The organism is Paenibacillus sp. NRS-1760 (genome assembly GCF_050467785.1).
In the GTDB taxonomy this organism is placed as follows: domain Bacteria; phylum Bacillota; class Bacilli; order Paenibacillales; family Paenibacillaceae; genus Pristimantibacillus.
The window spans coordinates 405,171-418,335 of the sequence record NZ_JBITPK010000010.1; the positions used below are offsets into that span (position 1 = coordinate 405,171).

Sequence of the window (13,165 nt, forward strand, 5' to 3'; positions counted from 1 at the left end):
AAGCAGTGGGTTGTCATGTCAGTATAGTAAAGAATATCAGGCAGTATACGGAGGAAACTTAACATGCGTAAAACGAAAATTGTTTGTACTATCGGTCCATCCAGCGAATCACTGGAAAACACAAAAAAGCTAATCAATGCAGGCATGAACGTTGCCCGTCTTAACTTCTCACACGGAGATTTTGAAGAGCACGGCAACCGTATTAAAAACATCCGCATTGCAAATGCAGAACTTGGTACTTCGGTAGCGGTTTTGCTTGATACGAAAGGTCCTGAAATTCGTCTTGGCAAGCTTAAAGAAGAGCCTATTGAGCTTAATCAAGGTGAAATCGTTACGCTTACTACAGAAGAAATTTTGGGTGACCGCAACCGTGTTCCTATTACTTACAACAACCTTCCAAACGATGTAACAATTGGTTCAACTATCCTCATTGATGATGGCTTGATCGGATTGACAGTTGAAGAGGTTAAAGGCACTGAGATCGTTTGCCGTATCGTAAACAGCGGTCCAATTAAAAGTAAAAAAGGCGTTAACGTTCCTGGCGTGAAAATTTCATTGCCTGGTATTACGGAAAAGGATGCTAACGATATCGTATTTGGTATCGAGCAAGGCGTAGACTTCATCGCAGCATCTTTTGTTCGTAAAGCGAGCGACGTGCTTGAAATTCGTGAATTGCTTGAGCGTCATAATGCAGGTCACATTCAAATTATCTCCAAAATTGAGAACCAAGAAGGCGTAGACAACCTTGATGAAATTCTTGAGGTTTCTGACGGTCTTATGGTAGCGCGTGGCGACCTCGGCGTTGAAATTCCAGCTGAAGAAGTGCCGCTCGTTCAAAAAAATATGATCAAAAAAGGTAACCGTGTAGGTAAACCTGTCATTACAGCAACACAAATGCTTGATTCCATGCAGCGCAACCCGCGTCCAACTCGCGCAGAAGCGAGTGACGTTGCAAATGCGATTTTTGACGGTACAGATGCGATCATGCTTTCCGGCGAAACAGCTGCGGGAAGATATCCAACTGAATCCGTACAAACAATGGCTCGTATTGCTGAGCGTGCGGAAGCCGCTTTGGAATACCGTGAAATTTTCACAAAACAAGCCAATGCACAACAAGTATCCGTTACGGAAGCAATCAGCCAAGCTGTTGCTAACTCGGCTCTTGACCTTGGTGCAAAAGCGATCATCACATCGACACAAAGCGGCTTTACAGCTCGCATGGTATCGAAGTACAAGCCTAAAGCTCCAATCATTGCTGTAACGACTGATGAGAAGGTATTGCGTCGTCTATCTCTCATTTGGGGCGTATTTGCAGTGCTTGGTCCAGATGCGGATACAACGGATGAAATGTTCGAAAATGCTGTAAAAGGCGGTATGAGCACTGGTTTCCTAAGCTTGGGAGATACAGTTGTTATTACAGCTGGCGTTCCAGTTGGCCGTGCTGGCACTACAAACCTTATCAAAATTCACCACATTGGTGAGCTTTTGGCACAAGGACAAGGTATCGGCAGCCAAACCGCTATCGGTAAAATTGTAGTAGCTCGTACACCTGAGGAAGCTATTGCAAAAACAACTCAAGGTTCAATCTTGGTAACGATCTCCACAGATAAAGAATATATGCCTGCATTCGAAAAAGCTGGCGCAGTTATTACAGAGCAAGGCGGAATTACTAGCCATGCCGCTGTAGTTGGCCTGAATCTTGGAATCCCGGTTATTCTTGGCATCCAAAATGCAACTGAATTGCTGCAAGATGGCATGGAAGTTACCATCTATGGCGAAACAGGCGTTATCTATCACGGCCAATCAAAAGTACTGTAATAAAACAGTGCCTTTGTTAACAAAAATATAGTACAAAAACAAAAAGCGATGGTGATCTCACCGTCGCTTTTTGCTAATCAATTCGTCAAAGCATGTTCGATTTGATAAAAAATGGGGGGCATTTATGCTGTCAGCTTCCACTTGGGTTCTGCACCCGCTGCGCGTTCGTTATCAGGAAACCGATCAAATGGGTGTCGTTTTTCACGGGAATTATGTAACTTGGTTCGAAATTGGACGTACTGAATGGATAAGAAATGCTGGTTATGACTATAAAACCATTGAAGAGCAAGGATTGCTGCTGCCGGTTATAGATTTGCAATGCCGCTATGTGCAACCCGCTCGCTATGACGATACTGTAATCGTTTGTACTCGAATTGCTGATTGCAGCCCTCTGCGCGTATCCTTTGAATCACAGGTTAGAAAGGTATCACTGGATGATTTCCATACATCAGTAGTATCAGAAAGCGAATCACTGCCTGGTGAGCTGCTCGTGGAGGGTGGAACCAAACATGTATGGGTCAACGAGTCATGGCAACCAGCGCGTTTAAACAAAGTCATGCCTGAATTGTATGAACTGCTGCGTACGAAGTAAGTTTGCCGAACAAATTGCGATGATATTATGCTGCTGCGCAAACCAAGCTTATGCTTACGAAGTAAGTTTGCTACGCAAACTTTGGAGGAGGTCCAATCATGTATAAATGGCTGTTGGCAGTTTTAATTGTTGTTCCATTAGTTGAGCTTTGGGGTATCTTTCAAATTAGCGGCTGGATCGGGGGCTGGAACACCTTTTTTATACTGATCCTCATGGGTTTGGCAGGCGCTTATTTGGCCCGAATGGAAGGGCGAAAAGTATGGGGTGAGGCTCAGCGTCAAATGCAAGCTGGACAAATTCCCGGCCAGTCGCTTTTAGATGGATTATGTGTGCTAGCAGGAGGTATTTTGCTGTTGCTGCCAGGATTTCTGTCTGACATCATAGGCATTACGCTGCTTATTCCATTTACAAGAACCTTTTATAGACTAATCATGCTGCGTGAATTAGAGAAAAGAATACGAAACGGCAATTTTAAGATCGGAAGATTCTAATATTTACGTGACATTTACAAAAGGTTAACATGGCAATAATAGTCATGCTTCATAATGAGATAGATATAAGTCGTTTCTTGTCGTTATATTAGCATTCTTGATTTGAGGCAAGAAGCGTATGTTAGAAAAGCAGGTTTATTTCGCAAAATTACTCAGGAGGCGTGAGAAATGACCAAGCTTTTGTCCAACTATGTAAATCGTGACTTAAGTTGGATCGAATTCAACCGAAGAGTTCTTCAAGAGGCGCAGGATCTCAGCAATCCGCTGCTTGAGAGAGCAAAGTTTTTGGCAATTGTCTCAAGCAATTTGGATGAATTTATGAGCGTGCGAGTTGCTGGCATCCAGATGCAGATGAGAGCCGGCTTATCCAAAATTGATTTTACGGGCTATACGCCCTCTGGACTTTGGAAGCGGCTGATTAAGCGAGCAACCCAAATGGTCCATGATCAATATCGTACATACAGAGAAGTGTTCCGAAGCCTCAGTCGTGAGGGCATTTTTATTCGTTCGCTGGATGAGCTTAATATAACGCAAACGAAAGCAGTCTCGGATTATTTTCATGAAATCGTATTTCCAGTACTTACACCGATGGCTGTCGATCAGAGCAGACCGTTCCCGCTTGTTCATACGAAAGAGCTGTATTTAGCAGTACTTCTAAGACAAGAGAGTGATCCGTCTGAAGAGGAGCCGTTGTTTGCGATTGTCCAGGTACCTTCTATTTTACCGAGATTTGTACCTGTCCCAGGACGAATTAACAGCAAGAAAACGGAGTTTGTGCTTCTTGAGGATTTAATTGAAAAGTTCATCGATACGTTATTTAACGGCTATATTCCATTCTCAGTAAACCCGTTCCGCTTAACAAGGGATGCGGATATTACATTGAATGAAGAGGATGCCGAGGATCTGCTTGAGGAGATCGAGAAAGAGCTGCGTCGCCGCCGCTGGGGAATTCCTGTAAGGTTGGAGGTTTCCAAGGGTATGCACCCTTATGCGCTCGAAATGCTTACCGAAGAGCTCGAAATCGAAGATAATTTATTTGAAATAGATGGACCGCTTGATTTAAGCTTTTTGATGAAGTTTGCAGGAGCAGTACCGGGCAATGATAATTTGCGGTATGAGAAGCTTGAGCCAATTTATCCAAGAGAATTTGACCACACTGACGATATGTTTGAGGTCATCCGCCAGCGCGATGTTTTGATGTACCATCCATATGAATCATTTGACGCAGTTAATGACTTTGTCATGCAGGCTGCTTATGATCCCGACGTGCTAGCGATAAAAATGACGTTATACCGCGTGAGCGGCCAGTCTGCGCTCGTTCAAGCGCTTGCTAAGGCAGGCGAAGCTGGCAAGCAGGTAACGGTTGTTGTAGAGCTAAAGGCGAGGTTTGACGAGGAAAGGAACATCGCTTGGGCGCGTCAGCTGGAGAAGGCTGGTTGCCATGTCGTTTACGGCCTAGTTGGTCTGAAGACACATGCGAAAATCTTGTTAGTTGTAAGACGAGAGCATGGCACGCTGCGCCGCTACGTTCATGTAGGGACAGGGAATTATAATGACAGTACGGCAACATTATATACGGATATTGGACTTTTTACGTCACATCCAATAATCGGCGGCGATGCTTCGGCTTTGTTCAACGAGGTTACGGGTTATTCATCACCTTATGAGTGGAAAGCTTTTGGCGTTGCGCCTTCTGATTTGAAGGAAAAGCTATATCGGTTAATCGATAGGGAAAGATTGAATGCAGCAGCCGGCAAGCCAGCTCGCATTATTGCCAAAATGAATTCTTTATCGAATCAAGAGATGATCGATAAGCTTTATGAAGCCTCTCAAGCGGGAGTGAAAATCGTATTAATCGTTCGCGGCGTTTGCTGCTTGCGGCCGGGTGTTCCTGGGCGCAGTGAAAATATTCAGGTAATAAGTATCGTCGACCGTTTTCTGGAGCATGCACGGATTATGTACTTCCATAATGGCGGGGAAGAAGAGGTATATTTGTCGAGCGCGGATTGGATGACTCGTAATCTTACAAGAAGGATCGAGCTTATGTGTCCAGTATTTGATCCAATTTTGAGACAAATATTGATCAAGATGCTTCAGCTTAATATCGATGATAATGTAAAAGCCCGTGAATTGCAGCCGAACGGTACTTATGAGCATCTTACTAGTGCTGATAAAGAGCCGTTCCGCAGTCAATTCGAGGCAAAGGTTATAGCGTCTTGGAAGGGACATGCGTAGACGAAAAGTCGAGGCTCGGCGTGAATCCCCAAAGTTTCTTGAATTCGCTGGCGAGCTCCTCCACTTCTCGGCGCTCAACTGCAAGCGTTCCTCGCGGCTGAACCGGGCGAAGCAGCAGCTGAATGCCGGATAATTGGACATTTAGCTGAGCAATGGCTTGTGTTTCTCCGCGATCAAGCGCTGCCGACAGCTGCAGCAGTGAACCAAGCTTATAAATGACTTCAAGGTCGGATTCGTTAAGCAGTTCCTTATATTCGGAAATGTGCTGGCGAGCCCGGCCTTTGCTTTTGTAAGATGCGATAGCTGCTGTCATAATCATTTCGCGATGCGTTAGCCCATTCAACTGTGAATTAACAATAAGGTAGAAGGAATGCCTTGCATATTCGTAATAATCAATGGATGCACCGATTCGGAACAACTGTGACGCTGTGTCCAGCAGCACTCTCGATTGAGGTGTCAATGGGTAAACATAGTTCAGGACATCATAAATCTCTAGAGAGATTCGGTTGACCTGCAGCACATGCTGCTTTGGAGCTTCTGGATGCAGGGCACTTAAATTTGTTAGGCTATATTTGAGCACATCATCTAGTTTTGGACGATTTGGGAATCTGGTTGCATGGAACAAGCCATCGCGCAGTCCAGCACCGCAAATTCGGTAATAAGTTGCTTTGGTTGCACGGAATAATACGCGTAAAATAGCGACACCAGGTACAACTACATCAGCACGATCCTTGGACAAGCCCGGAAGTTTACGTCTTTTATCAAGCGGAAGTTTGCGCATTTGATGAAAGAGCTCATCAATGTGCTCGCTCGTAATCGGATAATTATGTGTTTGCGGGAAAGGGTATTTGTATGCGGCTTGATGCATTTTTCCTAATGCACGCACCGTGCCTCCGACACCGACGAGAGGCAGTCCTGCTGTTTCTCCAATCCAGGTCTCGTTTCGAGCCGCTTCTGCAACGATGGCTTCAAGCGCCTTCAGGTCTTCATCTTGGAGTGTGCCTTTTGTGCCGAAACGTTTGTTGAAGCTTACGCAACCAAACGGAAAGGATACAGAATGAACGAGAACGCGGTTGCGAAATAATGAAAGCTCGGTGCTTCCGCCGCCGATATCAATGAGAAGGCCGTCACGAATCTTTAGTGAGTTAATCATGCCGAGAAAGCCGTACGAGGCTTCATCCTCACCGGTGAGCAATTCGATGGATAAGCCTGTTGCCGAATGAATACGAGCAAGGATTTCTGAACGATTATTTGCATTTCGAATAGCAGCCGTTGCGACTGCTCGAATATGGCTTGTATGATTATGTGTGCAAATCATGGTAAAATGATTCAGTGTGTCGATCAGATCATCGATCGCTGTACCTGGCAGACATCCGTTTTCATCAATACGTTCGCTTAGTCTGGCAGGCCGTTTACTGCTATCCGCCACACGATGAGCACCATTTGCTGTCTTCTCGTAAACGACGAGACGGACGGAGTTGGAGCCTATGTCAATAATTCCGATGCGTTGTCCTGTCATGTTGCGCCTCCAATACGGCAAAATTTGCTCTGTAAGTTCTCTTTTTGACATTTTACCACTTTATCCGTTTCTGTAAAAATAGTTTATGCTGCGGCTAAAATTGGAGCGAATAGGGAAAAATGCAGTTTGAGCATACGAAGTGAAGCGGAGAAATAATAAGCGAAAAAAATATTGATGACGCTGATAAAGCATTTTTATGTCTGTATTTGTTCACATAATTGCCGAAATCATTTATGATTAAAGGCGATGGTACAAAAACGACCCCTTTTTATTGTTTACGATAACCATGTTAAAGGAGAGAGAACGATGACAGCAACTAAAGGTCTGGAAGGAATTGTCGCAGCGACGTCCTCCATCAGCTCCATTATTGATGGCGTATTGACATACCGCGGTATTGATATTGATGATCTTGCGGAAAACGCTACTTTTGAAGAGGTTGCCTACCTGCTATGGTACGGTAAACTACCGAATCGTTCTGAGCTTGATGGACTGCAAAAGCAATTGGATCAATTTGCAGCGCTTCCAGAAGGCGTAATTGATCAAATTAAGCTTTATCCAAAAAATACAAATTCTATGGCTGCGCTTCGTACGGCAGTATCCAGCTTAGCATTGTACGATGAATCTGCAAACGATATGTCTCCTGAAGCGAATCAATTGAAAGCAATTAAATTGCAGGCGCAGCTGCCAACAATTATTGCTGCTTTTTCACGCATCCGCCTAGGACAAGAGCCTGTAGCTCCAAAGAAAGGCGTATCCATTGCCTATAATTTCTTGTATATGCTTACTGGCAGCGAGCCGGCTGAAGTTGCTGTTAAAGCACTTGATCAAGCGCTCGTTCTTCATGCTGACCACGAGTTGAATGCGTCGACATTTGCTGCTCGTGTAACCGTAGCAACGTTGTCGGATATTTATTCGGGTGTAACGTCTGCGATTGGCGCTTTGAAAGGCCCTCTTCATGGCGGCGCAAACGAAGCTGTAATGGTTATGCTAGAAGAAATCGGTTCTACTGCTAACGTTGAAAGCTTTATTAACAACGCGCTTGCAAACAAAGTGAAAATTATGGGCTTTGGTCACCGCGTATACAAAAACGGCGATCCTCGCGCGAAGCATCTGCAAAAAATGTCCCGCGAGCTTGGCAAGCTGACAGGCAACATGGAGCTTTACGAAATGTCTGTTAAAATTGAAGAGCTGGTAACTGGACAAAAAGGCTTGAAGCCTAACGTGGACTTCTACTCAGCGTCTGTATATACAACGCTTGAAATTCCACGTGACTTGTTCACGCCTATTTTTGCAATCAGCCGGGTATCTGGTTGGAGCGCGCATATTCTTGAGCAATACCAAGATAACCGCTTGATCCGTCCGCGTGCCGACTATGTTGGTCCGGTTAATGCCAAGTACATTCCGATTGAACAGCGTTAATTCGTGATTTAAGTTACAATAGAGAGAGCGGATAAGCTTTACGCTCTCTGTTCTTTAAAAAAAGACATCATATTTCATTTATGCTTGCTATTAAGCAGGTACAATTCTAAGGAGGATTTTATTCATGGCTAAGTTCGAAAAATTCGCGCTTCCAACTGAAGGCGAACAAATTACAATTGACAACGGTGTACTTCAAGTACCTAACAACCCAATTATTCCTTTTATCGAAGGCGACGGCACTGGCCGCGACATTTGGAAAGCTTCGAAACGCGCACTTGATGCAGCGGTAGAAAAAGCTTATAACGGCGAGAAAAAAATCGCTTGGTACGAAGTATTTGCCGGCGAAAAAGCTTTCAACACATACGGCGAGTGGCTGCCAGCTGATACTTTGACAGCAATCCGTGAATATATCGTTGCAATTAAAGGACCATTGACTACGCCTATCGGCGGCGGCATTCGTTCATTGAACGTTGCACTTCGTCAAGAACTTGATCTTTACACTTGCTTGCGTCCTGTTCGTTACTTCACGGGTGTACCTTCCCCAGTAAAACGTCCTGAGCTTGTTGACATGGTTATTTTCCGTGAAAATACAGAAGATATCTATGCGGGCATCGAGTACCAAGAAGGTTCTGCAGAAGTGAAGAAAGTAATCGAGTTCTTGCAAAACGAAATGGGAGCTAACAAAATCCGCTTCCCAGAAACTTCCGGTATCGGCATTAAGCCAGTATCGAAAGAAGGTTCGAAACGTCTTGTTCGCGCAGCGATCGAGTACGCAATCAAACACAGCAAAAAATCAGTTACACTTGTACACAAAGGCAACATCATGAAATACACAGAAGGCGCGTTCAAAAACTGGGGCTACGAAGTGGCTGAAGAAGAATTCGCTAACGAGACTTTCACATGGGGTCAATACGACCGCATTAAAGAAGCAGAAGGCACTGACGCAGCTAACAAAGCACAAAAAGATGCAGAAGCAGCTGGCAAGCTAATCGTTAAAGACGCAATTGCGGATATCGCATTGCAACAAGTACTTACTCGTCCGACTGACTTTGATGTTATCGCTACATTGAACTTGAACGGCGACTACTTGTCCGATGCTCTTGCAGCACAAGTTGGCGGTATCGGTATTGCTCCGGGCGCGAACATCAACTACTTGACTGGACACGCAATCTTCGAAGCTACTCACGGTACAGCTCCGAAATATGCTGACCTTGACGTAGTTAACCCAGGTTCCGTAATCCTTTCCGGCGTAATGCTTCTTGAGCACCTAGGCTGGCAAGAAGCGGCTGACCTTATCTATAAAGGTATGGAAGCTTCGATCAACAACAAAACAGTAACTTATGACTTCGCTCGCTTGATGGAAGGCGCAACAGAAGTAAAATGTTCCGCATTCGCAGACGAAATCATCAAAAACATGTAGTTTTATAAAAAGTAGGGGGGCAGATGCCCCCCTCATCTTTTATTCTATTGCTTTTCGCACGGGGAATGGCGTCCCGCAAGGGAAACATTCCCTTCGCGAATAAGCGTAAAGCGTGTCCCAAAGGGACGAAAGCGATCCATGCTCAAGAGCGCCGATATCCCTCCTGCGTTAGTCCAAATGGCAGGTGTCCAGAGGGCGCAGCGCCCCTTAGGTCCTCCCTTGGAAGGGAGGATTTAGGTGGGTTCGACATCTCTTGGGAGGTTGCAAGTGAAAACAGGGGGTCAAAGGGGTCTCCCCTTTAACTAAAGTTACAGGAGGTTTACACCAGATGGCGATTAAGCGTAAAAAAATTACTGTAGTAGGAGCTGGCTTCACTGGCGCTACTACTGCACTTATGCTAGCTCAAAAAGAACTAGGCGATGTTGTTCTTGTTGATATCGCACCGCTTGAAAACCCAACTAAAGGTAAAGCACTTGATATGCTTGAAGCGACACCGGTGCTTGGAGTAGATGCAAACATTATCGGTACTGCCAACTACGAAGATACAAAAGATTCTGATGTTGTGATCATCACTGCAGGTATCGCTCGTAAACCAGGTATGAGCCGTGACGACCTTGTTAGCACGAACGCTGGAATCGTAAGATCCGTTTGCGAAAACATTAAAGAAACTAGCCCTAACGCTTATGTTATTATTTTAAGCAATCCGGTGGATGCAATGACTTATGCAGCCTTCCAAACGCTTGGATTCCCTAAAAACCGTGTAATCGGTCAATCAGGCGTCCTTGATACAGCTCGTTATTGCACATTTATTGCGCAAGAGCTTAACGTATCCGTTGAAGATGTTCGCGGCTTTGTGCTTGGCGGACATGGCGACGATATGGTCCCACTCGTTCGCTACTCAAATGTTGGCGGCATCCCAATCGAGAAGCTTATATCAGCAGAACGAATTGAAGCAATCGTACAACGCGCTCGCGTTGGCGGCGGCGAAATCGTAAACCTGCTCGGCAACGGCAGCGCGTATTATGCGCCTGCAGCTTCGCTGGTTCAAATGACAGAAGCTATCCTTAAAGACAAAAAACGAATTATTCCAGTTATCGCTTTGCTTGAAGGCGAATACGGTTATAATAACTTGTTCATGGGTGTGCCAACAATCATTGGCGGTGACGGCATTGAAAAGGTGCTTGAGCTTGATTTGACTGCTGAAGAAAAGGCTGCACTTGATAAATCTGCTCAATCCGTACGCAACGTTATCCAAGTAGTAACAGGCTAGCAAGCAAGCTCAATTGCTGCTTTTATAAATGAATGCGTTTGGGAGGACCCTGACAGAATGCTGCCAGGGTCCTCTTGTTTATTTTCGAGGTACTAAATAAAAGGTTTACTATGGGAGGGGTACAGGTTGATCGAACAAGCAAGACAAGCCTTGAAACAGGTATATGGCTATGATTCTTTCCGCAAAGGACAGGAAGACATTATATCGGGGATTATGAATGGACGCGATACACTAGCTATTTTGCCGACCGGCGGCGGAAAATCGATTTGTTATCAAATTCCATCCATGCTTTTGCCGGGAACGTCTCTTGTTATTTCGCCGCTCATCTCGCTCATGAAGGATCAGGTTGATGCGCTGAGGCGAGTCGGGGTATCTGCAGCGTTTCTTAACAGCTCGCTAGGAGCAGCTGAATATCGAGATGTGATGCGAAACGCGATGATGGGAGAATATAAGCTGCTGTATGTTGCGCCTGAAAGACTTGATGCGCCGATGTTCCAATCGTTATCTGAGACGCTTACTATACCGCTCATTGCGATAGACGAGGCTCACTGCGTATCACAGTGGGGGCATGACTTCCGTCCCAGCTATCGTCAGCTGGCAGGCTGGATTGCTCGAATGAAGGATCGGCCGCTCGTTGCGGCGTTTACAGCTACAGCTACAAACGAGGTAGCGCTTGATATTTCAGAAATGCTCAAGCTGCGTGAGCCTAGCATTTTTGTAACTGGATTTGCAAGACCCAATTTGTCTCTATCCGTCGTTACAGGCGTGGATAAGAAAAAATTTCTTGAGAGCTTCCTATCAGGGCGCAAGGATCAATCAGGCATTATTTATGCAGCAACTAGAAAAGAAGTCGAGAATGTATATGAGCAATTAACACGCAGAGGCATTCAAGCAGGCAAATACCACGGTGGGTTGTCGGATGTTGAGCGCGCTGACACACAGGAGAAGTTTCGATTCGATGAGATTCGTGTAATGGTTGCAACGAACGCTTTTGGAATGGGCATTGATAAACCAAACGTTCGTTATGTGCTGCATTGGCAAATGACTAGCGATATTGAATCCTATTACCAAGAAGCAGGCCGTGCCGGCCGTGATGGAGAGGAGAGCGAATGCATTCTCTTGTTTGAACCGGCTGATATGCAGGTGCAGCGCTTTCTGATCGAACAGGGCACTGGGGATTCAGATCGTAAATCGATTCAGCTGTCTAAGCTCCATACCATGATGAACTATAGCCGGACACAGCGTTGTTTGCAGCAATTTATTGTTGATTATTTCGGAGAGACGGATGTTGTGGCGTGCGGGAAATGCAGCAGCTGTCTCGATAAGAGCGAGCCGGTTAACCGGACGGAGGAAGCGAAGATGGCGCTCTCCTGCGTAGGTCGAATGAGAGGGCGTTTCGGTGTAACGATGGCAGCCAAAGTACTAAAGGGATCACGTGATAAACGGCTGCTTGAATTTGGGCTTGATCGTTTGACTACGTATGGTTTAATGCGGCATTTGCCCGAGAAAGAGATAGCGGACTGGCTTTATTGGCTCGTGGCTGAAGGATACTTAAAGCTTAGTGAAGGGCAATATCCAGTCGTCTCGCTAACTGCAAGCGCACTGCCGGTACTGGAAGGCCGCGAACCAATCATGCAAAGAGTTAGAGCAACGGTTCGGCAAGCAGCCTCTTCCGATTCAGCAGCTGCTTCACCTCTATTCGATGCGCTCAAGCAATGGCGTAAAGAAAAGGCAGCTACAGAGGGTGTACCTCCATTTATGTTGTTCTTTGATGCAACGCTGCGAGAAATCGCAATGGCTCGGCCGCAAAACGAGAATCAATTGCTTAGCGTGAAGGGAATTGGTGCTGCCAAGGCGGAGAAATATGGAGAAGACCTGCTCTCGATTATTCAATCATTCGGAGGAGAAGGTCAAGCCGAAGGAATGATTACAACTGCGGCTAGAGAGCCGTTAGTCGTCAAGAAGGCAGCAACAAATGATGAGCAGCCAAGTCACTATGCTACGCTCAAGCTATTTCAAAGTGGGCTGGAACTGGATGAAATAGCGAAGGAACGCGGATTAACGAAAGTAACGGTTGAAGGACATATCATTCGATGTGCAGATGAAGGTGAAGAAATCGATTGGAGCAGAATCATTCCAGCAGAATATGAGCAATTGATCGTCCATGCCATTGGCGAGCAAGGAATCGATAAGCTGCGTCCCATAAAGGATGTTTTGCCTGAGGAAGTTACTTATTTTGCAATTCATGGGGTTATGAGTAAATACGGCTTTAAAGCTTAAAGCCAAGCGAAAATCGATTAAAACGAGCTTTCTAATTAAAGTGTGAAAATTTAGGGAACGAATTCGGAGCTAATTAAACAAAAAAGGGTATAAAACCTCGGTTCAGGAGCATAGTCATTTG

9 protein-coding genes are annotated in these 13,165 nt (G+C 45.4%); 8 read left to right on the forward strand and 1 reads right to left on the reverse strand.

The features are described 5' to 3' along the window. Positions 1-63: 63 nt before the first annotated feature. The 4 genes from pyk to ppk1 all read left to right on the forward strand — a co-directional run bounded on the left by pyk (position 64) and on the right by ppk1 (position 5,136). The gene (pyk, locus tag ACIFSR_RS12865) at positions 64-1,818 is read left to right on the forward strand and encodes a pyruvate kinase (protein WP_076267797.1); all 1,755 of its coding nucleotides are present in this window, start codon (positions 64-66) and stop codon (positions 1,816-1,818) included. Positions 1,819-1,942: 124 nt separating this feature from the next. Further along, positions 1,943-2,410, forward strand: coding sequence for an acyl-CoA thioesterase (locus ACIFSR_RS12870; RefSeq protein WP_339209539.1), 468 nt, complete (start codon positions 1,943-1,945; stop codon positions 2,408-2,410). 98 nt (positions 2,411-2,508) lie between these two features. Next, a complete protein-coding gene (locus ACIFSR_RS12875) occupies positions 2,509-2,901 on the forward strand; it encodes an FxsA family protein (RefSeq protein ID WP_430057696.1) in 393 nt (130 codons plus the stop codon). Between the two features lie 168 nt (positions 2,902-3,069). After that, positions 3,070-5,136 carry a polyphosphate kinase 1 gene (ppk1, locus tag ACIFSR_RS12880; protein ID WP_339207807.1) on the forward strand — a complete coding sequence of 689 codons (2,067 nt, stop codon included), beginning with the start codon at positions 3,070-3,072 and terminating at the stop codon, positions 5,134-5,136. Here ppk1 and ACIFSR_RS12885 read toward each other — a convergent pair. Beyond that, positions 5,108-6,655, reverse strand: a complete 1,548-nt coding sequence (locus tag ACIFSR_RS12885; protein WP_430057698.1) for a Ppx/GppA family phosphatase — start codon at positions 6,653-6,655, stop codon at positions 5,108-5,110. The genes ppk1 and ACIFSR_RS12885 overlap by 29 nt on opposite strands. Before the next feature lie 306 nt (positions 6,656-6,961). Here ACIFSR_RS12885 and citZ point away from each other — a divergent pair, with 306 nt between their 5' ends. From citZ to recQ, 4 genes are all read left to right on the forward strand, one after another. Further along, positions 6,962-8,074 carry a citrate synthase gene (citZ, locus tag ACIFSR_RS12890; RefSeq protein WP_076267792.1) on the forward strand — a complete coding sequence of 371 codons (1,113 nt, stop codon included), beginning with the start codon at positions 6,962-6,964 and terminating at the stop codon, positions 8,072-8,074. A 124-nt stretch (positions 8,075-8,198) separates the two neighbouring features. Then, positions 8,199-9,494 (forward strand): NADP-dependent isocitrate dehydrogenase, encoded by a 1,296-nt coding sequence (gene icd / locus ACIFSR_RS12895; RefSeq protein WP_076267791.1) that lies wholly within the window; start codon positions 8,199-8,201, stop codon positions 9,492-9,494. Positions 9,495-9,822: 328 nt separating this feature from the next. Beyond that, the gene (mdh, locus tag ACIFSR_RS12900; RefSeq protein WP_076267790.1) at positions 9,823-10,764 is read left to right on the forward strand and encodes a malate dehydrogenase; all 942 of its coding nucleotides are present in this window, start codon (positions 9,823-9,825) and stop codon (positions 10,762-10,764) included. 126 nt (positions 10,765-10,890) lie between these two features. Beyond that, positions 10,891-13,044, forward strand: a complete 2,154-nt coding sequence (gene recQ, locus ACIFSR_RS12905) for a DNA helicase RecQ (protein ID WP_430057701.1) — start codon at positions 10,891-10,893, stop codon at positions 13,042-13,044. Positions 13,045-13,165 lie beyond the last annotated feature (121 nt).